This is a genomic window from Paenibacillus spiritus, from assembly GCF_008710135.1.
Classification (GTDB): Bacteria; Bacillota; Bacilli; order Paenibacillales; family Paenibacillaceae; genus Paenibacillus_AQ; species Paenibacillus_AQ glufosinatiresistens.
In genome coordinates this window covers 77,798-103,925 of record NZ_VYKK01000013.1, presented here as the reverse complement: position 1 = coordinate 103,925, position 26,128 = coordinate 77,798, and the positions used below count along the sequence as shown (strand labels likewise).

19 protein-coding genes, 1 pseudogene and 1 riboswitch are annotated in these 26,128 nt (G+C 60.0%); of the genes and pseudogenes, 14 read left to right on the top strand and 6 right to left on the bottom strand.

Translation table 11 applies throughout. The features are described 5' to 3' along the window. Positions 1-24: 24 nt before the first annotated feature. Entirely contained in the window at positions 25-2,994 is a 2,970-nt protein-coding gene (locus F4V43_RS10490; protein ID WP_150458201.1) for an S-layer homology domain-containing protein, read from the bottom strand. 154 nt (positions 2,995-3,148) lie between these two features. Between F4V43_RS10490 and F4V43_RS10485 the strand changes: the two genes are divergently transcribed. Beyond that, positions 3,149-3,874: a 3-ketoacyl-ACP reductase gene (locus F4V43_RS10485; protein ID WP_150458200.1), complete on the top strand. Its 726-nt coding sequence runs from the start codon at positions 3,149-3,151 to the stop codon at positions 3,872-3,874. 70 nt (positions 3,875-3,944) lie between these two features. Here the strand turns inward: F4V43_RS10485 and F4V43_RS10480 are convergent, their stop codons facing one another. Both F4V43_RS10480 and F4V43_RS10475 read right to left on the bottom strand, forming a co-directional pair. Next, positions 3,945-4,409, bottom strand: coding sequence for a phage tail protein (locus F4V43_RS10480; RefSeq protein WP_150458199.1), 465 nt, complete (start codon positions 4,407-4,409; stop codon positions 3,945-3,947). 19 nt (positions 4,410-4,428) lie between these two features. Beyond that, the gene (locus F4V43_RS10475) at positions 4,429-5,517 is read right to left on the bottom strand and encodes a GntR family transcriptional regulator (RefSeq protein WP_150458198.1); all 1,089 of its coding nucleotides are present in this window, start codon (positions 5,515-5,517) and stop codon (positions 4,429-4,431) included. Between the two features lie 345 nt (positions 5,518-5,862). Between F4V43_RS10475 and F4V43_RS10470 the strand changes: the two genes are divergently transcribed. The 4 genes from F4V43_RS10470 (at position 5,863) to F4V43_RS10455 (ending at position 11,612) form a co-directional block, all read left to right on the top strand. Next, complete coding sequence (locus F4V43_RS10470; protein ID WP_150458197.1) at positions 5,863-7,476, top strand: xylulokinase; 1,614 nt, start codon at positions 5,863-5,865, stop codon at positions 7,474-7,476. 1 nt (position 7,477) lies between these two features. After that, positions 7,478-8,173 (top strand): L-ribulose-5-phosphate 4-epimerase, encoded by a 696-nt coding sequence (locus F4V43_RS10465; protein WP_150458196.1) that lies wholly within the window; start codon positions 7,478-7,480, stop codon positions 8,171-8,173. 221 nt (positions 8,174-8,394) lie between these two features. Continuing rightward, positions 8,395-9,819 (top strand): L-arabinose isomerase, encoded by a 1,425-nt coding sequence (gene araA / locus F4V43_RS10460; RefSeq protein ID WP_150458195.1) that lies wholly within the window; start codon positions 8,395-8,397, stop codon positions 9,817-9,819. 177 nt (positions 9,820-9,996) lie between these two features. Beyond that, positions 9,997-10,076: riboswitch (glycine riboswitch) on the top strand. Positions 10,077-10,211: 135 nt separating this feature from the next. Beyond that, the gene (locus tag F4V43_RS10455) at positions 10,212-11,612 is read left to right on the top strand and encodes an amino acid permease (protein WP_150458194.1); all 1,401 of its coding nucleotides are present in this window, start codon (positions 10,212-10,214) and stop codon (positions 11,610-11,612) included. On the opposite strand, the gene F4V43_RS10450 is transcribed toward F4V43_RS10455, so the two are convergent. Next, positions 11,609-12,532 (bottom strand): helix-turn-helix transcriptional regulator, encoded by a 924-nt coding sequence (locus F4V43_RS10450; RefSeq protein WP_150458193.1) that lies wholly within the window; start codon positions 12,530-12,532, stop codon positions 11,609-11,611. The two genes, F4V43_RS10455 and F4V43_RS10450, sit on opposite strands and share 4 nt — an antisense overlap. A 164-nt stretch (positions 12,533-12,696) precedes the next feature. Here F4V43_RS10450 and yicI point away from each other — a divergent pair, with 164 nt between their 5' ends. Then, complete coding sequence (yicI, locus tag F4V43_RS10445) at positions 12,697-15,018, top strand: alpha-xylosidase (protein WP_150458192.1); 2,322 nt, start codon at positions 12,697-12,699, stop codon at positions 15,016-15,018. A 136-nt stretch (positions 15,019-15,154) separates the two neighbouring features. Next, the gene (locus F4V43_RS10440; RefSeq protein ID WP_223879850.1) at positions 15,155-16,336 is read left to right on the top strand and encodes an SGNH/GDSL hydrolase family protein; all 1,182 of its coding nucleotides are present in this window, start codon (positions 15,155-15,157) and stop codon (positions 16,334-16,336) included. Between the two features lie 410 nt (positions 16,337-16,746). Here the strand turns inward: F4V43_RS10440 and F4V43_RS10435 are convergent, their stop codons facing one another. Further along, entirely contained in the window at positions 16,747-17,328 is a 582-nt protein-coding gene (locus tag F4V43_RS10435) for a TetR/AcrR family transcriptional regulator (RefSeq protein ID WP_150458191.1), read from the bottom strand. A 176-nt stretch (positions 17,329-17,504) separates the two neighbouring features. Here F4V43_RS10435 and F4V43_RS10430 point away from each other — a divergent pair, with 176 nt between their 5' ends. Then, on the top strand, positions 17,505-18,752 hold the full coding sequence (locus tag F4V43_RS10430) for an MFS transporter (RefSeq protein ID WP_150458190.1): 1,248 nt from the start codon (positions 17,505-17,507) through the stop codon (positions 18,750-18,752). On the opposite strand, the gene F4V43_RS10425 is transcribed toward F4V43_RS10430, so the two are convergent. Next, on the bottom strand, positions 18,749-19,612 hold the full coding sequence (locus F4V43_RS10425) for an AraC family transcriptional regulator (RefSeq protein ID WP_223879849.1): 864 nt from the start codon (positions 19,610-19,612) through the stop codon (positions 18,749-18,751). The two genes, F4V43_RS10430 and F4V43_RS10425, sit on opposite strands and share 4 nt — an antisense overlap. A 142-nt stretch (positions 19,613-19,754) precedes the next feature. Here F4V43_RS10425 and F4V43_RS10420 point away from each other — a divergent pair, with 142 nt between their 5' ends. The 6 genes and pseudogenes from F4V43_RS10420 (at position 19,755) to F4V43_RS10400 (ending at position 25,843) form a co-directional block, all read left to right on the top strand. Beyond that, entirely contained in the window at positions 19,755-21,788 is a 2,034-nt protein-coding gene (locus F4V43_RS10420; protein ID WP_150458189.1) for a beta-galactosidase, read from the top strand. 182 nt (positions 21,789-21,970) lie between these two features. Then, the gene (locus F4V43_RS10415; protein WP_150458188.1) at positions 21,971-22,951 is read left to right on the top strand and encodes an iron-hydroxamate ABC transporter substrate-binding protein; all 981 of its coding nucleotides are present in this window, start codon (positions 21,971-21,973) and stop codon (positions 22,949-22,951) included. A 146-nt stretch (positions 22,952-23,097) separates the two neighbouring features. After that, positions 23,098-23,655: a DUF1273 domain-containing protein gene (locus F4V43_RS10410; protein ID WP_191089555.1), complete on the top strand. Its 558-nt coding sequence runs from the start codon at positions 23,098-23,100 to the stop codon at positions 23,653-23,655. A gap of 5 nt (positions 23,656-23,660) precedes the next feature. Beyond that, positions 23,661-23,762, top strand: a pseudogene (locus F4V43_RS19850) (GNAT family N-acetyltransferase); the annotation flags it as partial. 117 nt (positions 23,763-23,879) lie between these two features. Then, on the top strand, positions 23,880-24,803 hold the full coding sequence (locus F4V43_RS10405) for a DUF6612 family protein (RefSeq protein ID WP_317983781.1): 924 nt from the start codon (positions 23,880-23,882) through the stop codon (positions 24,801-24,803). Positions 24,804-25,003: 200 nt separating this feature from the next. Then, positions 25,004-25,843 carry a methyltransferase domain-containing protein gene (locus F4V43_RS10400; protein ID WP_150458186.1) on the top strand — a complete coding sequence of 280 codons (840 nt, stop codon included), beginning with the start codon at positions 25,004-25,006 and terminating at the stop codon, positions 25,841-25,843. Positions 25,844-26,128 lie beyond the last annotated feature (285 nt).

The following is a 26,128-nucleotide window of genomic DNA, read 5'->3' as shown; positions in this document are numbered from 1 at the left end:
AGGCGGCACCCGCAGTCCGTCTGATTAATTTAAACGGCTCAAGGCTTCTTTAAGGGCGGGGCTGAGCTGATACGTCTTGATTATCGTCTCGATGGACTCGGCGCGCGTTGCGCCGCCCAGCGGATCAAAGGATTGGGCGGTTTTGCCTTCAAAAATGCCGAGGGCGGCTGCCTTCTTGACGGCATCCTGCGCATAGGACCCGTTCAGATCGGTGAAGGTCACCTTGGACGTATCCTTGTTCAGAACGGATGGATTCAGAACACGGGTAATCATGACGGCCATTTCCTGCCGGGAGATCGTCTGTTCCGGCCGGATGGTGCCGTCGCCGTAGCCGGTCATGACGCCTACTCGGACCAGTTTCATCAAGTATTTGGACGACCAATGATTGTTGATATCACGGAATGCGGTGTAATCCTCAGGTTGGATATTAACGGTTCGGCCCGCCATATCCACGAAGCCCCGGGCAATCATTGCAGCGAACTCTGCGCGGGTAATGGTATCATCCGGCTCAAATCCGCCGGTCGGATAGCCGTTAATGACGCCGAGCTTGGTCAATTTCTCAATGGAGCCGATCGCCCAATGCTGTCCGATATCGCTGTAGTCAATCGTTGAAAGATCAGAGCCAGCCTTCAAAATCTCGGCTGTCCGCGTCTGCACGCCGGAAATCACATTGTTGTCTGCCTTAACAACCTGGCTTCTGAAAATGTCATTCGGGTCCTGCGACCATTCGTCCGAATCTGCTGGCTCGGACGCTGTTGCAGCCGGAGTGGCCGAAGGCGAAGCCGAAGGAGCAGCGGATGCGGTCGGCACCGGCGCCGGCGTAGCCGCCGGGAGAGCAGCCGGAGCGGACGGAACGCTGTCCGCCGTCGCCGATGGGGCGGGGCTGGCGTTGTCTTCGTTGTTCCCGTTCGATTCTTGGCCGGCTGCCGTCAGTTGAATCAGGCCCGCATCGGTCTGTTGGCCTGCCGTTACGGTTATGGACTTCGTGCCCGGTTGATAGCCTTCAGCGCTTGCTTCAAGCGTCTGCGTACCAGCCTTCACGGAAGACAGCGTGAACGTCCCCTCCGCATTTGTTGTGGCGCTGATCCCTCCGGCAGTGACCGTAGCTCCGCTAATCGGGGACTGGGCGGCATCGACCACCTTGCCGGTAACGGTGCCGTCTTCGGAAGGCGCGAGGGCAAGCGGAGCAGTGAGAACCAGCATCCAGCTGCCGACAGCGACCAGCCGGTCGTTGCCCCACGTAACGTCGGAGAGACTCACCTGCCAAATGTCCGCCCGGGAATTCCGGGGCGTCCAGTTCTCGCCGTCTGTGGAAGTGTAAATATAGCTCCAGTTGCCCACAACGGTGAATTGATTGCCGGCAAAGTAGAGTTCCCGGGGAAACAATCTGTCGGCCAGAACAGAGGTTGTCCATGTAATGCCGTCATCCGAGGTTGCGATTGTACCCGGAGCGCTCTCCACCAGGGCCATGAACTTGCCATTTCCCTTGACGATATGCGACACCAGGAAATCCGTCTCCCGAGCAGTCCAGGTGATGCCGTCGGACGAAGTCAGGAGTTTATACTTGTTGCCGTCCAGAGCCGAGACCATAAATTGATTGTCGATCCAGGACACCGATACAATATAGGTTGCAGGAACCGAAATCGCCGTCCATGTCACTCCGTCGGAGGAGGTCTGAAGGGTGTTGCCGGAACCTCCGGCCACAAACAAGCCATTGCCCCATCCGATGGTCTTGAACCGGGTGTTGTCGGCTGCGCTTGTGCGCGGAGTCCAGGAGCTTCCGTCAGGCGAGGTGAGAATGCGGCTGTCTTCGCCCACGGCCACGTATATGCCGTTGCCCCATGCAATATCGGTGAGAAGGTTGGTCACTCCAGAGCTTTGTTTTGCCCAGACATCGCCGTCAGCCGAGCTGACGACGGCGCCTTCTTCGCCCACGGCCACGAAGCCGCTTCCGCCCCAAGCGACGGCGTTGAGATTCTGGCCTGTGGCCGCAGCGGTTCTCTGCTTCGACCATACCTCGGCATCGGCAGAGGTAACAATAATGGATTCATCCCCAACGGCAATGAATTCGTTGTTCCCCCACGCGCCGCCGTTGATTCCGCCCGACTCCAGACCGGTGATTCCGTAGGAGTACGGAGTCCAGTTCTGGCCATCGGTGGAGGCCAGAACCGTATTGAATCCGAAGGCGAGGAAGCGGTTATTCACCCACAGCACATCGTGAAACCACTCTCTGTTGTTGGCGGTGTAATCATGGACGGTCCAGGTAACGCCGTCCGTCGAGGTGCGAATCTGCCCGCCGGAACCGGCAGCCACAAAGAGGTCATTTCCCCAGGCTACATCATCGAAGTGATGGGTGTCAGTCGATTTGGAATCTTGAATCGTCCAATTCTCCAGATCGGGAGAGGTGTACAGAACTCCCCCGTTGCCGGCTGCCACGTATTTGTCTTTGCCCCAGGCAACCGCGTTGAAGGTATCCAGGGCGCTGTCGGTTTTGACTGTCCAGTCCATCCCGTCCGCGGAGACCAGAATCATTCCCTTCGTTCCCAGGGCCATGTCATTATGCCGATAATAACCTGCAGCAATAAATTGATTGTTGATCCATTTGACAGAGCTTATTGTAGTTCTTCCGTCGATGTTTCTTCGGACCGTCCAATCTACTCCGTCGGGCGAGGTCATGATTTCACCCTGTACGCCGACTGCGACGAACGTGTCATTCCCCCATTCCACGTCTGTGAGCATGCGGTCTTGGGTGGGAGACTCCCGGAAGGTCCAGGATACTCCGTCCGCCGACTGGTAGATTGTGCCCCGGTCGCCTACGGCTACATAGGAAGAGCCGCTCCAGGCCGCCGAATGCAGCCGGGTTCCGAAGGATACCCGCTTCCAATCCGGGGCCGATTGCTGCGCGCGGCCCTCGGAGGGAAAGGCGGGGAACAGGCTGATCAACAAGAGAAGAACAGCCGTGATTTTGGTCCATTTTAAAGTGCTGAATTTCATTCATGAGACTCCTTTCAGGATGATCCTATATATATCGACAGAGTTAGACAAAATTTTCACTGTTTAATTTTAGGTGAATTGGTAATGAAGGTCCGAATAGTGATACAATATAGCCGAAATAGGACAAGAACAGGCAAGAGAGGAGTCGTTTGAATTGGCACAATCCCTTAAGAACAAAGTCGCTATTGTAACCGGAGGGGCAAGAGGACTCGGGAAGGCAACCGCGGTTGCGCTCGCCAAAGAAGGAGCGCATATCGGCCTGCTGGCCCGCACGGAAGAGACCCTGAAGAAGACTGCCGCCGAGATTGAAGCTCTGGGTGTGAAGGTGGCTTATGCCGCTGTTGATATTGCCTCTAAGGAAGAGGTGGAGGCCGCCGTCCGGAAGCTGAAGAACGAACTGGGCGATGCCGATATTCTCATCAACAACGCCGGGATTGCAAGCTTCGGCAAGGTGCTGGAGATGGACCCGGAAGAGTGGAAGCAGATTATTGACATCAATGTGATGGGGACCTACTACGTGACCCGCGCGGTTCTTCCTCAGCTTATCGCCAAGAACGCAGGCGACATTATCAATATCTCCTCCACCAACGGTCTGAACGGAGCCGCAACCTCCAGCGCTTACAGCGCCTCCAAGTTCGCGGTGATCGGCTTCACGGAATCGCTGGCCCAGGAGGTCCGCCGCAACAATATTCGCGTCTCGGCCCTGACGCCGAGCACGATCGCAACGGACATGGCGATGGATCTGAAGCTGATCCAGGAGAACAATGACGCGAAGTTCGTTCAGCCGGAAGATGTCGCCGAATTCATCGTGAACCAGCTCAAGCTGAACCCGCGCGTCTATGTGAAGACCGCCAGCTTCATTGCGACGAACCCGTTCTGATCTTCCCGCCGGGGGATCGACAACTACAGCAAAAAGCCGCCCCTCGGGCGGCTTTTTGCTGTTCCCAAATTTAATATTCGCCCTTAATGACAAAGAACGATCCCCGGATTGTTCCGGCGAGCTTGGATTTCTGCCTGGCGAACTTGAACCGGCCTTCCAGCTCGGCAGGCACTTCCATGCCTTCGGACAGCTTGAAGCCGACCGCCCGTTTCTTGGGATCATCCAGCGTATACATTACGTTAAGGGCTAGACCGTCTTCATAGAAGACGTAGGCAAACCGGATATTCTCCACCTGAAAAGACGACGTCTCCAGCGGTCTGGCGGCGAACTCGAGCTGCCGCTCTTCTCGGAGAATCCGGTTCACATACTCCAGCGTCTCCCGGCTCTCCTGCGCGGGCACGACCGTGAAGGCGTGCTTGTACTTGTTCATGAAGTAGCGCGCTTCGTTGGCGCGCAGTCCGGCCAGCGCTTCGGCCACCGGGGAGGACTCCAATCCGGCAGCGGACACATTTTTGAAATCGACAAGATGAGCCATTGCGCACTCCTCGCTCTCCTTAAATGAGATGCTCCTTCACCGTCTCTCCTTCAATCAGCACCGGCTGGTAATATGTGCGGCTCCGCAAATCCTTCTTGCCCTGAAGCTTCCGGATAATCCAGTCGGCCGCGTCTCGGCCCATCTGTTCCTGCGGATGGGTGAGGGTCGTCAGCTTAATGCCCGCATTCTTCGCCATATAGGAGTTGTCCTGCCCGATGACCGACAGATCGCCGGGAACGGCAAGGCCCAGCCGCTTGCAGGCATGAATCACTTCAAGGCCGACCTCGTCGTTGTAGCAGACCAGCGCGGTCAGGCTGTCCCGGTTCACGGTCAGGAACTCCGTCAGTCTGGAGGCGAGATCGGGCTTCGTCTCGGTATCGAACGACAGCACCTGCTCCGGCTGGAAGTTCAGCCTGGCTTCGGCGAGCGCCTTGATATAGCCCTTCATCCGGTATTTGCCCTGAAGGTCGTCCATCTTGGCGACAATTCCGATCCGGGTATGTCCCTTCGCGATCAGCTCCCGGGTCGCCAGATAGCTGGACTGCACATCGTCGAGGCAGAGAAAAGGAACTTCCAGCTCCTCATAGTAAGCATTGATCATGATGAGGGGCACCTCCTGCTCCTTAAACGACAGGTAGTAGGCGATATTGGGATTATACAAGTTGCTCTTCGTCGGTTCAATAATTAGGCCGTCCACACCGTAGGAGAGCATCATCTCCAGCGCCTTCTTCTCCTGGGCGACATCGTTGTTCGTACTGGCCAGCAGCAGAGAATAATTGTCCTCGTTCAGTCGGCTCTCGATTCCGCGGATGATGGAGGGGAAAATATAATCCGAGATATACGTTGTTATCACGCCGATGGTCCGGGTCCCGGCACTGCCGGCGGCTTTGGTCCGGTATTGATGGCTGACATAGGTGCCCGACCCTTTCTCGCTTCGCAGGAAGCCGTCGTTCGCCAGCTCCAGAATGGCCTTGCGGACCGTCTGCCGGCTGACGCCGTACTTCTCCTGCAGCGCGGATTCCGTCGGAATCTGCTGGCCTGAGGCATAGACCCCCGACAGAATGTCGCTCTTAATTTCTTCCAGAATGACCTGGTATTTTGGCTTCATGGAATACCCACTCTTTCGCAAAAGTTCACTCATAAAGAGAATCACGAGTCAAAGTTGTATGTACATATTTCAGGAAAAGCGAACCTATCGCTATAACGGCAGCATGCGCTCTGTATACCGATTATACCTGAAGCCTTGCGGAAGGCAAGAAGCAGGCTCAATTCCGCAGCTGCGGGGGGCGGATATGCCGTGCGATCCAAGTGAGGCTATTAATTGTATGTATATATTTATTTAATTATTGACAAATGTACGTACAAAAAATATACTGGGGCTGTCATTGAGGAAAGCGCCTTCTTAACTGGAGGGCGCGAACACGGCAAGGCACAGAGGGGAGCGGCATGAAATATGGATCAGGACATCAGGCAGGCGATTGCCGGAGGCGAGACGGTGCTGGGAATCGAGCTCGGGTCCACGCGGATCAAGGCGGTGCTGATTGACCGTCACTTCCGGACGATCGCGTCGGGCAGCTATGAATGGGAGAATCTGCTGGAGGACGGGTACTGGACGTACCATTTGACGGACATTGTGACAGGCCTGCAGGAAGCGTACGCGGAACTGAAGCGGGAGGCGGAACAGAAATACGGAACGGTTCTCCGGACTGTCGGTTCGATCGGCTTCTCGGCCATGATGCACGGCTATATGGCGTTTGACGCCGCGGACGGGCTGCTGGTCCCGTTCCGGACCTGGCGCAACTCCACGACGGGCCAGGCGGCGAAGGCGCTGACCGGAGAGTTCGGATTCAATATCCCGGAGCGCTGGAGCATTGCGCATCTGTATCAGGCGATTCTGAACGAAGAACCGCATGTGCCGCAGATCTCGTATGTGACGACTCTGGCGGGCTACATCCACTGGCAGCTGACCGGAAGCAAGGCGCTCGGCGTCGGCGATGCCTCGGGCATGTTCCCGATCGACGAAGCGTCGCGGGACTACGATGCCGCGATGGCTGCGCGGTTCGACGAGCTGACGGCCGGCAGAGGCTATGCCTGGAAGCTGAAGGAGGTGCTGCCGAAGGTGTGCGGCGCAGGCGAGCAGGCGGGCGTTCTCAGCGAAGCGGGAGCGAAGCTGCTGGACCCGGCGGGCGACCTGCAGCCGGGAATTCCGCTCTGTCCGCCGGAGGGCGACGCCGGAACCGGTATGGTCGCTACGAACAGCGTGCGGAAGCGGACGGGGAATATCTCCGTCGGCACCTCGGTTTTTGCCATGATTGTACTGGATCGGAAGCTGACGGACGTCTACCCCGAGATCGACATCGTCACGACCCCGGTCGGCAGCCCGGTCGGGATGGTGCATGCCAACAACTGCTCCAGCGACATCAATGCCTGGGTGGGCCTGTTCCGCGAGTTCTATGAAGCGATGGGGCAGCGAGCCGACGCCGGCGAATTGTTCTCTGTCCTGTTCAACAAGGCGCTGGAAGGAGACGCCGACGGGGACGGGCTGCTGAGCTACGGGTATTTGTCGGGCGAGAACATCACCGGCATTGAGCAGGGCCGGCCGCTGTTCATCCGTTCGCCGGAGAGCCGGTTCAATCTGGCCAACTTCATGCGGGTCCATCTGTTCACCGCCTTCGGAGCGCTGAAGATCGGCATGGATATTCTGACGCAGCGGGAGAAGGTTGCGATCGACAGCATCCTGGCCCACGGCGGATTGTTCAAGACGCCGGTAGTGGGACAGCGGATCGTGGCGGCCGCGCTGAACGTGCCGGTCTCCGTGATGGCGAACGCCGGCGAGGGCGGCGCCTGGGGCATGGCGGTCCTGGCCGCTTATCAGAAGGATCGCGAAGAGGGCGAAGAACTGGCCGACTTCCTGGAACGCAAGGTGTTCAAGGACGCCCAGGCGCAGGAGGTCGCTCCTGTAGAGTCGGATGTGCAGGGCTTTGAAGCCTTTATGGAGCGCTACCGGCAAGGGCTGGCAATCGAGGCGGCAGCGGCGGAGCATCTTACGGAGAAAGGAAGGGGATAACATGCTGGAACAACTGAAGGAAGAAGTGTATGAGGCCAATCTGGATCTGCCCAAGCACGGGCTGGTCAAATATACCTGGGGCAATGTAAGCGCGGTGGACCGGGCGAGCGGCCTGTTCGTCATCAAGCCGAGCGGCGTCGGCTACGACCGGATGAAGCCGTCCGATATGGTGGTCGTTGATTTCGACGGCAACGTGGTGGAAGGAGACCTCCGCCCCTCCTCGGACACGCCGACCCATGCCGTACTGTATAAGCACTATTCCCAGATCGGCGGAATCGTGCACACCCATTCCACCTGGGCGACCGTGTGGGCCCAGGCCGGGCTCGATGTGCCGGTCATGGGAACGACCCATGCCGATACCTTCTACGGGTCCGTACCCTGCGCCCGGTTCCTGACGCAGGAGGAGATCGACCGCGGCTATGAAGCCGAGACCGGCCGCGTGATTATCGAGACCTTCGAGCAGCGGGGCCTGGATGTCATGGCAGTGCCCGGCGTTCTGCTGAAAGGCCATGCGCCGTTCACCTGGGGCAAGGATGCCAAGTCGGCGGTCATGAACAGCGTCGTGCTGGAAGAGGTATCGAAGATGAACCTGTTCGCCCGGGAGCTGAACCATTTAGCCGAGGAGCTGCCGCAGCGGATACTCGATAAGCACTATCTGCGCAAGCACGGCAAGGATGCGTATTACGGGCAGAAATAGGAAGCGGGGCAGCCGCTTCGCGAGGGAAGGCCAATACGGCTTCCGGACATTCGCTGACTGGAGACTGCAATCTTTATTTAAATGGAATGGGCAACTGGAGGAGCGGCAGCGTTCGTCTTTGTCTTTCGGATTTCCACCGCCGCCAGCGGCTAATCGAGAAATCCGGAGACAACCATTCCATTCATTTCGTTCTGCCAAACCAACCGTAAAGGATGATACTCATGTCAACAGCCATTGCCAAGGAATTCTGGTTCGTCGTAGGTTCGCAGCATTTGTACGGGGAAGAGGCGCTGTCGGAGGTCAAGGCGCATGCCCAGGAAATGACCGATGCCCTCAACAAAAGCGGAGTTCTGCCTTACCCGCTTGTGCTGCAGGATCTGGCCGTCAGCGCCGATAAGATTACTTCGATTATGAAGGAAGTCAACTACCGCGACGAAGTCGCCGGCGTCATCACCTGGATGCACACCTTCTCTCCGGCCAAAATGTGGATCCGCGGCACGAAGCTGCTTCAGAAGCCGCTTCTTCATCTGGCTACGCAGTACAACGAGAGCATTCCGTGGGCGACAATCGACATGGACTTCATGAACCTGAACCAGGCCGCTCACGGCGACCGGGAATACGGCTTCATCAACGCCCGCCTGAAGAAGCAGAACAAAGTCGTCGTCGGCTACTGGGAGCGCCCGGAAGTGCAGAAGCAGATCGCGGAATGGATGGATGTGGCGGTTGCCTACAACGAGAGCTTCAATATTAAGGTAGCCCGGTTCGGCGACAACATGCGCAACGTCGGCGTGACGGAAGGGGACAAGGTAGAGGCCCAGATCCAGTTCGGCTGGACCGTGGATTATTTCGGCATCGGCGATCTGGTGGCGTACGTGAACGCCGTTACGGAGGAAGAGATCGACGGGCTGTTCGCGGAATATGCGGAGCTGTATGACTTCGATTACGGCAGCTACAGCAAGGAAGACTGGGAAGCCAGCGTCAAGGTGCAGGCCTCCTACGAAATCGCCCTCAAGCGCTTCCTGGACAACGGCGGTTATAATGCGTTCACCACCAATTTCGAAGACCTGCACGGGATGAAGCAGCTTCCGGGGCTGGCCGTTCAGCGGCTGATGGCGCAGGGCTACGGCTTCGCCGGCGAAGGCGACTGGAAGACGGCCGCGCTGGACCGCCTGCTGAAGGTGATGGCGCACAACCGGAACACAGGCTTCATGGAGGATTACACGTATGAGCTGGCCGCCGGCCAGGAAGCCATCCTCCAGTCCCATATGCTGGAGGTGGACCCGAGCCTTGCGTCGGGCAAGCCGAAGGTTCTCGTCTCCCCGCTGGGAATCGGCGACCGCGAAGATCCGGCCCGGCTCGTCTTCGACGGCAAGGCTGGAGAAGGCGTCGTCGTGTCGATGGCCGACTTCGGCACGCATTACAAGCTGCTCATCAATGAAGTCACGGCGTTCGAGCCGACGGTTCCGGCACCGAACCTTCCGGTCGCCCGGGTACTGTGGCAGGTAAAGCCGAACTTCCAGGACGGAGTCAAGGCGTGGATCGAGAACGGCGGCGGGCACCATACCGTGGTCTCCCTGAATCTGACGACCGACCAGATCGTGTCCTACGCGAAGCTGGTTGGATTGGAATACGTCGTTATCAAGTAGCGGCAGAGCAGAGCGGACGGGTCGGCCCGTCCGCTCTTTTTTATTAATATGCGACTTATGTCACTGTATGGCAGGTTTAATAAAAAGTATGATAATAGCCATCCGGAGCGCGGCGCCGCCGCCTCCATAACTTCATATTATTCACAAGCTATGATTGCTATGGATCGTACTATAGCAGGAGCAGCTTCTGGAGAGACTGCGGATATCCGCAGCGCCGAAGGGTTCACCATCTCAGGCAAAAGGACAGAAGAGTACTGAATACCAGCCATCCATACCGGCTATGCCGGAGCGGAGGAGGGTATTTATTATTCTTGCAGCAGGAGACTGGAGTAGATCCGGTCTCTTTTTTTGGCTTCACTAAGACTTATACGAATTTGAAAGGGGAACAGAGCATGGCACAACAGGAATTGAAGCGGGAGCTGGCCAACCGGCATGTTCAGCTGATCGCGATCGGGGGGACAATCGGCACAGGGCTGTTTCTGGGCTCGGGCCGAGCGATTGAAAAGGCCGGCCCGTCCATCATGCTGACGTATATCCTCGTGGGCGTCGCCGTATTTTTTGTCATGAGAGCGCTGGGAGAGCTGCTGCTGTCCAAGAAAGGCTATCAATCGTTCACGGACATTGCGGAGGATTATCTGGGTCCCCGGGCCGCCTATGTGACCGGCTGGACGTACTGGTTCTGCTGGATTATGACGGCGATGGCCGATGTGATAGCGGTGGGCGTGTATGTGCAGTACTGGTTCGACATCCCGCAGTGGGTTCCGGCGGTCGTCTGTCTGATCATTCTGCTGGGATTGAATCTAATGACCGTCAAAAACTTCGGGGAACTGGAATTCTGGTTTGCCTTAATTAAAGTGGTTACCATTCTGGCGCTGATCGGGCTTGGCGTGGTACTCCTGATCACGGGTTTGAAGACGGACGCAGGCTCAGTGACGGTACGCAATCTGTGGATGCACGGCGGGGTATTTCCGAACGGCATTTCGGGATTTCTGTATTCGTTCCAGATGGTGGTATTCGCCTATGTCGGCGTTGAACTGGTGGGTGTATCGGCGGCGGAAACGTCGAATCCGGAGAAAAATATCCCTTCGGCGATCAACAAAATTCCGCTGCGGATTCTGTTCTTCTATGTGGGAGCGCTCTTCGTGCTGCTCTGCATCAACCCCTGGACCCAGCTCAGTCCGGCGGAAAGTCCGTTTGTCCGAACCTTCACCCTGGTCGGGATTCCGGTTGCCGCAGGAATTATCAACTTCGTCGTCCTGACGTCGGCCGCATCCGCCTGCAACAGCGGAATGTTCTCGACCAGCCGGATTCTGTACAACTTAAGCCGGAACCGCCAGGCTTCCGCCCGCTTCGGCGCTCTGAACCGCAATCATGTGCCGGGCAACTCGCTGCTGGTGTCCACGCTCGTCATTTCCGCAGGGGCCCTGCTGAGCAAGCTGGTTCCGGAGCAGGCGTTCGGCATCGTAACGACGGTGAGCGCGATTTGTTTCCTGTGGGTGTGGGCCGTCGTGCTTGTCTGCCATATCCGTTACAAGAAACAGCGTCCGGATTTACATGCGGCGTCCGCATTCCGAGCGCCGCTGACGCCATTTGTCAATTATGCGGTCCTGGGGCTGTTTGCGGCGATTCTCCTCATTATGCTGGTTGCCGATGAGACGCGGCCGGCACTGCTGTTCACGCCGCTCTGGTTCGTGCTTCTGTACACGCTGTATGCCTTGCGCAGCCGCAAAGGGGAGAGCAGCCCGGCAATTGGCGGAGCGCTGCCTGAAGGTCCGGCAGAACTGCCCCGCTAAGAACCGGAACCTTCAGGCAGCGGGGCCGTGCTCTCCTCTGCCTGTCTGCGGAATTCGCTTGGAGAGCAGCCCAGGGCCCGGCGGAAGACCTTAATAAAATAACTGACGTTATCGAATCCGGCATCCAGCGCGATGTCGGATATTTTGCGTTCGCTCCCCCGCAGCGCCTCGGCCGCGCGGGCGATCCGGTAGTCGTTGATATACTCCACCGGCGTCTTGCGGGTCATCGCTTTGAAGAACCGGCTGAACTGGCCCTCGCTCATATGCACGAGCCCGGCCAGATCGGCGACGCGGAGCGGTTCGGCATACCGCTCCTGAATATGGAGCAGCACCGTCTTCAGCCGGTTCAGCTTAGCGCTGTCGGCTTCGCCGGTCTCGCTGCGGTTGACGGCGCGGCCATCGGGAGCCAGCAGCGCCAGCAGCTCCAGCAGGGCGGCCTTCAGCCGGATGCGGAAGCCGGACGGCTGTTCCTCGTAGAGCGCGGCGATCCGGCCCAGCGTGTCCAGCAGCTCCCGCTGCCAGGGGACGGAGGGACGCAGCACCCGCGGGAAGGTGCGCCGCTTCTCCCGGAGCGGCAGCACCGCCGACTGCTGCACGGCGTCGTATTGGGCGCTCGCGATCAGATCGGGGTGGAACACAATCGCGCAGAACCGGCAGGGCCGGTCATCCGCCGGGTAGGCGGCATGAATGTCGCCGGGGTCAATGAAGGCGGCCTCCCCGGCGCGCAGGGGAAAGACCTCGGTTCCGGTCTGGAACAGAATGTCGCCTTCCAGCAGCATGAAGAATTCAGCCTCTTCATGCCAGTGGGTGTCCAGCACATGGGCCCCGCCCGGCAGGGCGATCTCGTACACGCCGAGCGGGAACATGGCGTCGCCGTGGCGTCGCGTCTCCTTCAGGCCTGTCTGCAAGCCGCGGTCCAACGGCAGCCCCTCCCTGTAAATGGAATACAAATTCGATGAATATCAGAATTGTGTTATTTTTTGCGCTGAATATTGCAAGTATCGCGCTTTCATACACATTATAATGCAAGTATACATGCAGAACCAATCCAAATCATTCTCAACCGAAAGGTGGAACCCATACAATGAAATTCTCCAATGGTTATTGGCTTGTCCGCGACGGATATGCGCTCGACAGTGCGGTTCAGTTCTATACAGCTGAACGCAGCGGCGACGAACTGACGGTCGTGGCGGCTACCGCTCCGATTCTCACCCGCGCCAACATGCTGGATACGGCGCTTCTGACGCTGAAGCTGCATTCCCCGCTGCCGGGCGTCATCGGCGTGAAGGTCACGCATTTCATGGGCGCTGTGGAACGCGGACCGAAGTTCGAACTGAATGAAGGAGCTACCGGCCACGTAACGGTAACCGAAGACGAGGAGCGCCTCGTCTATACCAGCGGCAATCTGTCCGCAGTAATCAGCAAGGGCGCGGCATGGAGCCTCGACTTCGTGCGGGACGGCAAGCGTCTGACCGGCAGCTCCTTCAAGGCCATGGCCCATGTCCGCGGTCCGGAAGGCGCAACCTACATGCGCGAAGAGTTGGATCTTGGCGTAGGCGAATGGGTATACGGCCTCGGCGAGCGCTTCACGTCGTTCGTCAAGAACGGCCAGGTGGTGGACATCTGGAATGAAGACGGCGGCACCAGCTCGGAGCAGGCCTACAAGAACATTCCGTTCTATCTGACCAATAAAGGATACGGAGTCTTCATCAACCAGCCGGAGAAGGTCTCCCTGGAAGTGGCCTCCGAGAAGGTCAAACGCGTTCAGTTCAGCGTGCCGGGCCAGAATCTGCACTATTTTGTGATCGACGGACCGACTCCGAAGGAAGTGCTGACCCGCTATACGGATCTCACGGGCAGACCGGCGCTGCCTCCGGCCTGGACGTTCGGCCTGTGGCTGACGACGTCCTTCACGACGGATTACGATGAAGCGACGGTAAATTCCTTCGTCGACGGCATGGCCGAGCGCGACCTGCCGCTGCATGTGTTCCACTTCGACTGCTTCTGGATGCGCGAGTTCCAGTGGACGGATTTTGAATGGGACAAGAGAGTATTCCCGGACCCGACCGGCATGCTGAAGCGCCTGAAGGACAAGGGGCTGAAGATCTGCGTCTGGATCAATCCGTACATCGCCCAGCGTTCGCGGCTGTTCGCCGAGGGGATGGAGCGCGGCTACTTGGTGAAGAAGCCTAACGGGGATGTGTGGCAGTGGAACCGCTGGCAGCCGGGCATGGGTCTTGTGGACTTCACGAACCCGGAAGCCTGCGAATGGTTCGCCGGCTACCTGCGCGACCTTGTGGACATGGGCGTAGACAGCTTCAAGACCGACTTCGGCGAGCGCATTCCGACCGATGTCGTCTATCATGACGGCTCCGACCCCGACAAAATGCACAACTACTATACCCAGCTCTACAACCAGGTAGTCTTCAACGTGCTGAAAGAGAAGCTCGGCGAAGGCGAAGCGGCCGTGTTCGCCCGTTCGGCAACCGCCGGGGGCCAGAAGTTCCCGGTTCACTGGGGCGGCGACTGCTACGCCAACTACGAGTCGATGGCCGAGTCGCTGCGCGGCGGCCTCTCGCTCGGCCTGTCGGGCTTCGGCTTCTGGAGCCATGACATCGGCGGCTTCGAGAACACGGCTCCGGCCCATGTCTACAAACGCTGGCTGGCCTTCGGCCTGCTCTCCAGCCACAGCCGCCTGCACGGCAGCCAGTCGTACCGGGTGCCGTGGGTCTACGACGACGAGGCGGTGGATGTGACCCGCTTCTTCACGAAGCTGAAGTGCAGCCTGATGCCGTATCTGTACGACGTGGCCGGCGAAGCCGCCGAGAACGGCTGGGCCTCCATGCGTGCCATGCTGATGGAATTCCCGGACGATCCCGGCTGCGAGACGCTGGACCGCCAGTATATGCTGGGCTCCTCGCTGCTGGTTGCTCCGGTCTTCGACGAAGACGGCCAAGTGACGTATTACCTGCCGGAAGGCCGCTGGACGCAGTTCCTGACGGGCGAGACCGTGCAGGGCGGCTCCTGGCGCAAAGAGCAGCATGACTTCTTCAGCCTGCCGCTGTTCGTCCGGGAAGGCTCCCTGCTGGCCGTCGGCGCGAACGACACCCGTCCGGATTATGATTTTGCCGACGGTGTGCAGTTGGGTCTCTACTCGCTGCAGGACGGTGCGGAGACCTCCGCGGTCGTCCGCGATCTCAAGGGCGCGCCGGAGCTTACGGTATCGGCGAGCCGCGAAGGCAAGATCGTGAACGTCACAGCCGAAGGCAGCGGCAAAGCCTTCTCGCTGAAGCTGTACGACATGGGCGCAGCCGCTTCCGTCAAGGGCGGAGAGCTGAACGCGGACGGCACGGTCAGCGTGGCAGCCGGCAGCGCGAGCGTAACGCTGGTCATCGAGATGGCCTAGTTCACAGGCCCGATACAGATTGCAGTTCCCGCAGCCTCTTGCGCCGGCGGCAGCCCTTCCGGGGAAGCCGCCCAGACGCAAGAGGCTGCTGTTCGATAAGAAGTGTCCAATCATGAAGAGCAGGAGGAGATTTGCGATGGAGACGGCGATGAACAAGGAAGAGCGGTCTGCCCCGCCGGGAGCGGAGGGCGACCCGGCCTACGCTTCGGCGACGGTGCTGTCGGCTGCGGCCAATTTCATTATGGACCGGCCGGAGCCTTTTACCCATACGTTCGTGACCTATATCCGGACCCGGGAACAGGGGGTGCTCCGTCTGAAGCTGTGGCACAGCAACGCCGTCGATTCGACCTGGGACGAGGGCCAGGATTCCAGAGCGGGCATTCCCGGCGGAGAATGGCAGATCGAGTCTGCCTGGTTCGCCGCCGGCGGCCGGAAGGACGGACAGATTGCTTATGAAGACCGTATTCCGGTGACGTTCGGGGGCAGCCGCGGGAAACGGGTTCTGCCGGGCGAGTGCTTTTGGAGCGATGAAGCATCGGTGGAGCTGTCCGAAGGGCAGGATCTCGTATTCGGCTGGACCCTCCGCACTGTCAGCGGCGGCAAGACGATTCCGTTCAATGTCGAAGATATGCTGGCGACCGCCTATGACGGTCCGGGAACGGGGGAGCAGCCGGGAGCGCTGACGCTGTCCGAGAAGCTGCTGGTGCTGCCCGCCTACATCGGCTACCGGAAGCAGGTGCGGCGCAAGCTGGCTTTCTTCGGAGATTCCATTACCCAGGGCGTGCGGACGGCACGGGACGGCTATGAATACTGGGCGGCGAAAATTGCGGACGGCCTTGGACCCGAGACCAGCGTCTACAATCTCGGCTCGGGCTGGGCGCGGGCCTATGACGCTTCCGGGGGCGGACCTTGGCTTGGCAAAATGTCCGGCTGCGACGAAGCGCTGCTCGTGCTCGGCGTGAACGATCTGGATATCGGCCGCCGCACCGCCGAGGAACTCCTGGGCGATCTCGGCGAGCTGGTCGCCAGGCTGAAGAGCGGCCGCCCCGACCTGCGGATCATGCTCGGCACCGTTCCGCCGTTCAATATGGAGGACGAGCGGGAGAGGGAATGGCGCGAAGTCAATCGCCGCCTTCGGGAGAACCCGCCCCGGGGAACCGATGCGGTATTCGACATCGCCGCTGTGCTGTCGGAGCCTGCCCCGCGGGAGCACCGCATCCGGTCCGAGTACATGAGCGGGGAATATGACCCGCATCCGAACGGGCTGGCCGGGACGGCCGTGGCGGAGGCATTTCTCGCGTGGTACCGGCAGCCGTAGACAGGCGAACCGCAAGCAGGCCTGATTCCAAGCAGGGGCGTTCAAGCGGAACTCACCGGAGCGGAACCACTCAAGTAGGACCCGTCAAGCGGAACCCGGCAAACGGAACCCGTCAAGCGGAACCCGGCCAGCGGAACCCAGCAAGCGCAAACCAGCAAGCGGAACCCAGCAAGCACAACCCGTCAAGAAGAGTCCCTTAGGCAGACCCCTGTATTGCAGAGGTACACAGATAGCCCCGCCATCGCTGGCGGGGCTTTGTCTGATGTGACGGGGCCGCTGGTGCAACTGGGCCGCATGTGAAGCCGGAGCCGCATTTGAGGCCCGGGCCGGAGCCGGACTGAAGCTGCAGCCGGAGAGAGCCGTGCTTTCTGGGCCGGCCCGGGCGGCTTATTCCGGCGGCTCAAGTCGGCTTAAGGTTCCGCAAGGAGACCTTCAAAAGCCGCCTTCACCAGCCGCTCGACGTAAGCGTCATCCGGCTGCGCGCCGAAGATCAGCAGGTTGTAGAAGATCGGGCCATAGATGAGGTCAATGGCCAGGTCGATGTCGGCGTCCGGCCGAAGCTCGCCGCGCGAGCGCCCGCGCTCCAGAAGCTGGCGCGCTTCCAGGCGGCGGGGAGCGAAATACCGGCTCCGGTACGCTTCGGCCAGCCCGGAATCGAACTGTCCTTCTCCAATGAGGTCGGTGATAATCTTGCCGTCAGGGCTCGTCATGAAACTTGCGACCCGGGCGGCATGGAGCCGCACATCCTGCATCAGCCTGCCGGTGTCCGGTACCGGCAGCCGGGCGGAAGCGGCGGACAGGAAGCCGTCCATGACGACGAACGCCTTGTTCGGCCACCATTTATAGATCGTCGCCTTGCTTACTCCGGCGCGCTCGGCGATTTTCTCTACCGTAACCGCGGCGAAACCTTCCTCAAGCAGCAGTTCATAAGCATTCGTCAGGATGGACTGCTGCGTCTCCGCGCTGCGGGGGCGCCCTCTCTTGCCTGTCACATGAATCTCTCCTTTGCAACCGTTCACCTTCATACATTCAGTATACTCGAAGCTCTCCCTATTTACAAAACGATGCGTTCAGTATATAATTCGAATCATCAAATTAATGAACTGAACGTTCAGTATTTAAATTAGGGCGCGGTGGACATCCGGTGCGCCCCAAGGAGGATGCGCTTATGTTCAAGCGTGAACCGGAAGCAAATGAGGAGCGGAAAGAGCAGCAAGAGCAGCAAGAGCAGCAAGGGCAGGAGGCCCGGGCGCCGCTTACGCGGGGGCTGATGCTTCTGCTGGCCGCAGCCTGCGGGCTGATCGTGGCCAATCTGTATTATTCCCAGACCCTGGCCGGTCCGATCGGGGAGGCGACCGGCCTGTCTCCCCAGGCGACCGGCCTTATTGTCACCTTGACGCAGGTCGGTTATGTGCTCGGCCTGCTGTTCGTCGTGCCGCTCAGCGATCTCGCCGAGAACCGGCGGCTCGCGGTAATCTCGCTGGCCGTTCTGGTCGCAGCGCTGGCAGCCGCCATGCTGGCGGACAGCGCGGCCCTGTTCCTTGCCGCTTCGCTTGTCATCGGAATCGGCGCGGTCGTGGCCCAGATCCTGGTTCCCTATGCCGCCTTTCTCTCCTCCGAGGAGCAGCGCGGGCAGGCAGTCGGCAACGTCATGAGCGGCTTGCTGCTCGGAATTATGCTGGCCCGCCCGGCCGCAAGCTTCATTGCCGGGTTCTGGAACTGGCATGCCGTCTTCGGACTCTCGGCGGTGCTCATGGTCGTGCTCGCGGCGCTGCTGGCCCGCGTTCTGCCCAAGCGGCGGCCGGAGCCCGCGCTGACCTACGGCGGACTTCTGCTCTCGCTCGGCGGGCTGCTGCGCCATACGCCGGTACTCCGGCGCAGAGCGCTGTACCAGGCCAGCCTGTTCGGCGTCTTCAGTCTCTTCTGGACGACGGTGCCGCTCTACCTGGCCGACCGGTTCCAGCTCTCCCAGCAGGGCATCGCCTGGTTCGCGCTGGCCGGCGTCGGCGGTGCGGCTGCCGCCCCGGTCGCCGGCCGGCTGGCGGACCGCGGGCTGACCCGCCCGCTGACGGCCGCCGCGCTGGGGACGGCCGCCGCCTCCTTTGCGGCGGCGCATTGGATCCGCGGCGATTCAGTTCTGTCGCTGATCGGTCTGGCGCTTATCGCAATCGTGCTCGATATGGCGGTCTCCGGCAATTTGGTGCTGGGCCAGCGGGCGATCTATGCCCTGGGCAGCGAGACGCGGGGCCGGCTGAACGGTCTGTTCATGGCGATCTTCTTCATCGGCGGCGCAGCCGGCTCTTCGATAGGCGGCTGGGCCTACGCCACCGGCGGCTGGGAACTGGCGACGCTGATCGGCGCGGTGCCGCCGCTGCTGGCGCTGGCCTACTCGCTGACCGACCGTTCCCGGACCTAATGCAGCCGCCGGAACTGCTCCGGCGTCGTTCCGGTCAGCCGCCGGAAGGTGGCGACGAAGTGGCTGACGTCGCGGAAGCCGGCCCGGGCGGCGACGGCGGTCACGGTATCGCCCGGCCGCTGCAGCAGCAGCTCCTTGCTCTTGCGGACGCGCAGGCGCAGAAAATAGGCGTACGGCGACAGGCCGAACGTCTGCAGGAACATCCGGCTCAGGTAACGGCCGGATACCCCGAGCACCCCGGCAAGGTCGTCGAGACCGACGCCGGGGTTGCCGTATTCCTCCTCCATCCAGCGAAGGAGCGGCTGCAGCCGGGCGGCGTGGCTGGACAGGGCGGCTCTCTCGGAGGTGCCGCCATAGCGGCTTAGCGTCAACAGGAAGCGGTAGGCAGCGGCGGAGGCCTCCAGCCCGAACAGATCGCGGTCCCGCTCCCGTTCCTGGCGGGTAAGCATGTCCTCCAGCAGACCGGAGAGCGGGGAATCCTTGTCCCAGCGGCAGATGTAAATGCCGCCAAGCTCCAGCGTCTCCAGAAGATTCGCGGCGGCGTCGCCCGCAAAGGTCAGGTAGTAAGTGCCCCAGTTCCCGCTGCCGACCGAACCGTAGCGGTGGGGCGTATGGGGCGGCAGCAGCACACCGCTGCCTGCGGGCAGCGCCACGGTCTGCGCTCCGCTCCGCAGTTCTCCGATCGCAATCCCGCCTTCCCCCTCGGCGGTCTGAAGCCAGTGCCAGGCGGGATAGCCCTCCGGCCGAACGAAGGTCTCCTGCGCGGGATTATAGCCGATGCTCTCCAGTCTTACCGGCAGCCCGCGGGCGTCGGCGTCCGGAAAGAACAGGCGCCGGTGTCCCGGAACCATCATGGACATAGACCCACATCCTTGTTCCATATTCTTATATACAGGGTCGCAGATATTATATATATCGCGAAGTGATTAGCGCTTACAATAAATATATATTTATATGCACCCTGAATTCAAACTCTAATTTGCCAAGAGGATGTGTCTGCAGATGATTAACGACAAACTGCCCAAGATCTGGTACGGCGGCGACTATAACCCCGAGCAGTGGGAGGCGCCCGATTGGGCTGAGGACGAGCGGATGTTCAAGCTGGCGGGGATCGACATCGCTACGATTAATGTCTTCTCCTGGGCGCTGATCCAGCCGGACGAGGATACCTATGATTTCAGCGGACTGGATGCCATGATGGACCGGCTCTATAAGAACGGAACCTATGTCTGCCTGGCGACGGCGACCGGCGCCCATCCGGCCTGGATGGCCCGCAAGTACCCGGAAGTGACCCGCGTGGACGTTCAGGGCCGCAAGCGCAAATTCGGCGGACGCCATAACTCCAACCCGAACAGCCCGGTCTACCGCAAGTTCGCGGCTGCAATTGCCGGCAAGCTGGCGGAGCGGTACAAGGATCATCCGGCGCTTCTGGCCTGGCATATCTCCAATGAATACGGCGGCTATGACTACTCCGAGCAGTCCGAAGCGGCGTTCCGCCTCTGGCTGAAGGAGCGCTATGGCACGCTGGATGCGCTGAACAAGGCGTGGAATACGCGGTTCTGGGGCCATACGTTCTACGATTGGGACGAGATCGTTGTGCCGAATGAGCTGAGCGAGGAATGGAACGGCAACCGGACGAACTTCCAGGGCATCTCGCTCGATTACCGCCGGTTCATGTCCCACAGCCTGCTGGAATGCTACCGGATTGAATACGACGCGATCCGCGAGCACAGCAAGGATGTGCCGATCACGACGAATCTCATGGGACTGTACCAGGAGCTGGATTATTTTGAGTGGGCCAAGTACCTCGACGTCGTCTCCTGGGACAATTACCCGGCGCTGGACACGCCGGTCAGCCTTACGGCCATGACGCATGACCTGATGCGCGGGCTCAAGCAGGGCCAGCCGTTCATGCTGATGGAGCAGACGCCGAGCCAGCAGAACTGGCAGCCGTACAACTCGCTGAAACGTCCGGGCGTCATGCGGCTGTGGAGCTACCAGGCGGTAGCCCGGGGAGCGGATACGGTCATGTTCTTCCAGCTGCGCCGTTCCATCGGAGCCTGCGAGAAATACCACGGCGCCGTGATCGAGCACGTCGGCCATGAACATACCCGCGTCTTCCGCGAATCCGCGGAGCTCGGCCGCGAACTGCAGCAGCTCGGAGACAAGCTGCTGGATGCGCGGAGTGCGGCCAAGGTCGGCATTCTGTTCGACTGGGAGAACCGCTGGGCCCTTGATTTGTCCAGCGGGCCGTCGGTGGCGCTGGACTATGTCGGAGAAGTGCATAAATACTATGACGCCCTGTACCGGCAGCATATTGAAACCGATATGATCGGCGTCGAAGAGGATTTCGGCAAATACGAGATTATCATTGCCCCGGTTATGTACATGGTGAAGCCGGGCTTCGCGAAGAAGGCCGAAGCTTTTGTCCGGGCGGGAGGCACTTTCGTCACGACCTTCTTCAGCGGCATTGTCAACGAGAACGATCTCGTAACCGTCGGCGGCTATCCGGGCGAGCTTCGCAGCCTGCTGGGCATCTGGGCGGAAGAGATCGACGCGCTGCTGCCGGACATGAAGAACGAGATCGTCATGAAAGAGAGCTGGAATGCGCTGAAGGGCTCTTATGATTGCGGCATTCTGTGCGATCTGATCCACAGCGAGGAGGCCGAAGTGCTGGCGTCGTACGGCTCCGACTTCTATGCGGGCATGCCTGTGCTGACGGTGAACGCCTTCGGCGAAGGCAAGGCTTACTATATCGCCTCCAGTCCGGATGCGGACTTCCTGCGTGCTTTTGTCGGCAATCTGTGTGAGGAGAAGGGGATCGCGCCGCTGGTAACGGCAGCCGGAGAAGTGGAATCCGTACAGCGCGTCAAGGACGGCAAGTCCTTCCTGTTCCTGCTGAACCACGCTGCAAGCGAGCTTCCGGCCGACATCGGCGCGGCAGAGCGCACGGATCTGCTCACCGGCCGCGCCGTCAGCGGTCAGGTGATGGTTCCGGCGCGGGGCGTGATGATTCTGGAGGGCGCGCTCCAGTAGCACAAGAGGCGAATTCCGGCAGAGAATACGCGAAGAAATCAAGGGGGCCGGCCGATAATGGCCGGGCCTCTTTTTGCGCGAATCCGGTTGACAAGCCGCACCGTACCCCCTATAGTGAGTAACTAGGTGAGAGTGAGAATCATTATCATACTAGTTCAGAGAATGAAAGGGGATCTATTCGAATGAAAAAATGGCTGACACCGTTGGCCCTGGTGCTGCTGCTTGTGACGGCTGCCTGCGGCAACAATAACGGATCGGGCAATACCAATACGGCGGCAGGCACCGCCGCGCCTTCACAGGCTCCGGAAGCTTCCGCTTCCGCCGCTGCCTCGGCCGCTCCGGCCGCAAGCGGAACGATTACATACGAATCGCAGACAGGTCCGGTCGAGGTACCGGCCAATCCGCAGCGCATTGTGGCGCTGAGCTTCGCTCCGAACGTCATCTCGCTGGGCGGGACCCTGGTAGGGGTGGACGAGTGGACCGGTAAGAATCCGCTGTTCACCGATAAGCTGAAGGACATCAAGGTTGTATCCGACGAGAGTCTAGAGGACATCATCGAACTGAATCCCGATCTGATCATTGCGGGCGACTATATGAAGAATCTCGACAAGCTGTCCAAGATTGCGCCGACGGTGGTCTACACCTGGGGCAAGCTCGATTACCTGAACCAGCAGATTGAAATCGGCAAGCTGCTGAACAAGGCCGATCAGGCACAGGCCTGGGTGGATGATTTCAAGTCCCGCGCCGAGGCGGCCGGCAAGGACATCAAAGCCAAGATCGGAGAGAACGCCACGGTCTCGGTCTTTGAGTACGATGCCAAGAGCTTCTATGTCTTCGGCAGCAACTGGGCGCGCGGCACGGAAGTGCTGTACCAGGCGATGGGTCTGAAGATGCCGGAAGCCGTCAAGAAGGATGCGCTCGGACCGGGTTACTACACGTTGTCCAACGAGACGGTTCCGCAGTATGCGGGGGATTATATTGTTCTCAGCCGTCCGGCGGGGACGGACAACGCCTTCCTTGGCACCGACACGTGGAAGAACATCCCGGCCGTCAAGAACGGCCATGTCATCGAGATTGAGACGGAAGCTTCGTCCTACAGCGATCCGATTACGCTGGATCATCTGCTGAAGCTGTTCACGGATGCTTTTCTTGCCATGAAATAGGTTCATGAAGAAGACAAGGCCGGGGGGAACGGGAACGTTCCTTCCGGCCTTTTTTTTGCGGCCCGGGAGTCGGCGGGAAGTGCCCTAAGGAATAGCGGGGCGGTCTCCGGTGTACTATACTGGAATTTCAAGGGAGGGTCCATCGAATGAAGACACTGCTGGCAACCGGCTACCGGGCGCATGAACTGGGCATCTACAACGACAAGCACCCCGCCATTCCCTATATCAAAAAAGCAGCGGAGGCCCGGATTCTTCCGCTTCTCGATGAGGGACTGGAATGGGTCATTACGCCGGGCCAATACGGCTTCGATCTCTGGGTATGCGAAGTCGTGCTGGCGCTGCGGGCGGACTATCCCGAACTGAAGCTCGGGATCGTGACCGCCCACGCCGCGCCGGAAGAGCGCTGGAAGGAAGAGAAGCAGGAGGAGTACCGCCGGATTACTTCGGCAGCGGATTATTGCGCCGCCGTAAGCAATCGACCTTACGAAGGGCCTTGGCAGTTCCGCGCGCGGGACGAGCTGCTGCTGCGCAAGAGCGACGGCATCCTGCTCTTCTATGATGAGGAGGCCGCGGAGGGCAGCCCGAAGTTCTTCCGGGAACGGGCGATGAAGCGGTATGAAGAGAACGGATATGAAATGCTGGTCATCACAGCGGACGAGGTTCAGGGCATTGCCGATGAGGAGAGCCGTCAGCGCTACGAATAAGAAGCGCCCAGCATTTCTACCGGAAGCTTGGCTACCACGATGCAGGCTGCCTGCTGCAGGAGGAGGACCCGCCGGAGCTGATTCTGGTCAAGAAACTGGACCGATAGACGGAGAGTTTCACTTTTTTAATTATTTTTTAATAAAACAGCCCAAAGATGTGTTAACCGTGTAGGTAGGGGGTAATGGAACTCTAGCCCAATATTCTACAGGAGGAATTCTACTTGATGTCTTTCTTTCGCACACTGAACAAGAAACAGACTTTTGCAGTTATGGGAACCGCTGCGCTGCTGCTGGCAGGCTGCGGGAACAACGGCGGCGCGAACAACGAAGCCGATGCGTCGGCAGCAACCCCTTCGGCCCAGGTTACGGCATCCGCTCCGGCCGGAAGCACGTCCCCGTCGGCCAGCCCGGCAGGACCGGTCGAGGCCGGCATCTCCGCCGATGAGCTGATCGCCAAAGTAACCGAAGCGACAGCCGGTCTGAAGAGCTATGCCATGGAGACCTCGACGATTCAGAACATGGATTTCTCGCAGAACGGCGAGAGCCAGCAGCAGGAGATCGAGATGGATACGCAGACCGAATTCACCCGCAGTCCGATGCGGATGCACCAGACGGTTACCAGCAACATGACCGGCCAGGAGCAGACATTCGAACAATATATTACCGATAAAGAGATGTACATCCAGGCCAACGGACAATGGCAGAAGATGCCGCTCGACGAGACGCTGAAGACCGCTATGACGCAGTCCGTCAATCCCGAGCAGCAGCTGAACCAGTTCAAGTCCTTCGCCAAGGAGATCAAAGTCTTCGAGAAAGACGGCGCGTACACGATGGACGTCCAGGTCAGCGGCGACAAGGTAAAAGACATCGCCAAAGGCTATCTGGGACAGTCGAATCAGCAGCAGGCCCAGATGCTGGACCAGATGAACATCAAGAGCATGACGCTGTCGTACACGGTGGATAAGAAGACCTACTATCCGGTTGCGACCGACATGATTATGGCGATGGACATGGATGCCGAAGGCCAGACGGTGAAGCTGGATATGACGGTGAGCGCCCAGTTGTCGGATCATAACGGGATCGACGAGATCAAGGTTCCGCAGGAAGCGCTCAATGCCCAAGAGGTGCAGAGCGGCACCGGACAGTAAGTCTATTCCGATCAGCCTGCTCCGCCAAAAAGAACGCTCCCAGAGCCCTCCCGCCATATTTCAGGCCGGAGGGCTCTTTCGTATGCGTTGCCCTGGGGCCGCGCCTTGACGCGGCCGGAGCCCGGGGGACAGCCGCCGCTTCCGCCGGCCGGGAAGCTTCATATCTTAACCCATAGCGCTGATGAAGGTGGGGGAGCTTCATGAGAATCGAGCTGGGCACGGCTTGCAGGGATTACGCGTCGCCTTCGTCCCGGAGTCTGCCCTGGACCGGGGAGGGACGGCTGCCGTTCGGCGACGGAACGGTCGATGCGGTTCTTCTTGAAGGCTGCCTGGAATATGCCCGGGACCTGCCGGCAGCTCTTGGGGAGCTGTTCCGGGTCTGCCGGCATAAGGCGGTCGTCTGTCTGCTTGCCCCCTATGCGCACGCGGCCGTCCATATGGCCAATCCTTATCTGCGCCAGCGGTTCAATGAGCACTCCCCGCGCTTCTGGTCGCCCTATCCGCCTGCGGAGTCGGCGGGATGGGAGGACGCTTTTCCGCTTCCCGAGGAATGGTCGCTGGTCAAGGGAGCGGCGCAGACGGCCGGAACCGACTTTCGGCTGCTGCGGATGGAAGTCTTCCACTTCCCGCAGTATGCCGGTCTCTACGACCGGTTCGAACTGTCGCTGCTCCGGCAATCGCAGCTTAACGTCGCGCACCGGATCATGTACCATCTGCTGGCGGTCAAAGAGCCGCTGCCGGAGGAGGAACTGGACCGGATCGCCCGCTGCCCGCTGGAGGAGCCGCCGGGCGCGGCGGCGCTCCGATTCGTTCCGGCAGAGGAACCTTCGGCCGGGGAGCGTCCATTCGCCATGGATGTCAGACAGGCGGGCCGTGCGGCAAGCGCCGGGAAGACATCTTCTCCCGCGGCAGTCCGGCGGCGCGCGCGGTCCCTGTCCGGGCGCGCCTGGTCCGGCCGTAGAAGGGGAAGCCAAGCCAGAGGCAGAGGCAAACGGAGAGGCCGGGGCGGGCCTTCCCGGGAGCGGAACCGCCGGCGCTGAAGACGTAAAGGCGCGGAAGGCTTGTTGCATTTGCGGCAGGATGGTAAGCTGGATGCAAGATGCGCACGAAGGAGCCCCGAACCCGCCATGTGGATGAACCTGTAACCTAGTCTTCAAGTCTTGCCGGGATGCCGCCGCGCAGCAATTTTGCTGCCGGATTTGACATGCCTGCCTGCAAGGAAACGGAAGAGGGACAGGGGCTGTGCGAACCGGCCTGCGGATACCTGTGGTATCCGCTCTTTGGCTTGGGATAAGGCGCATCCCGCGAGGCACGCTGTCCCCTCC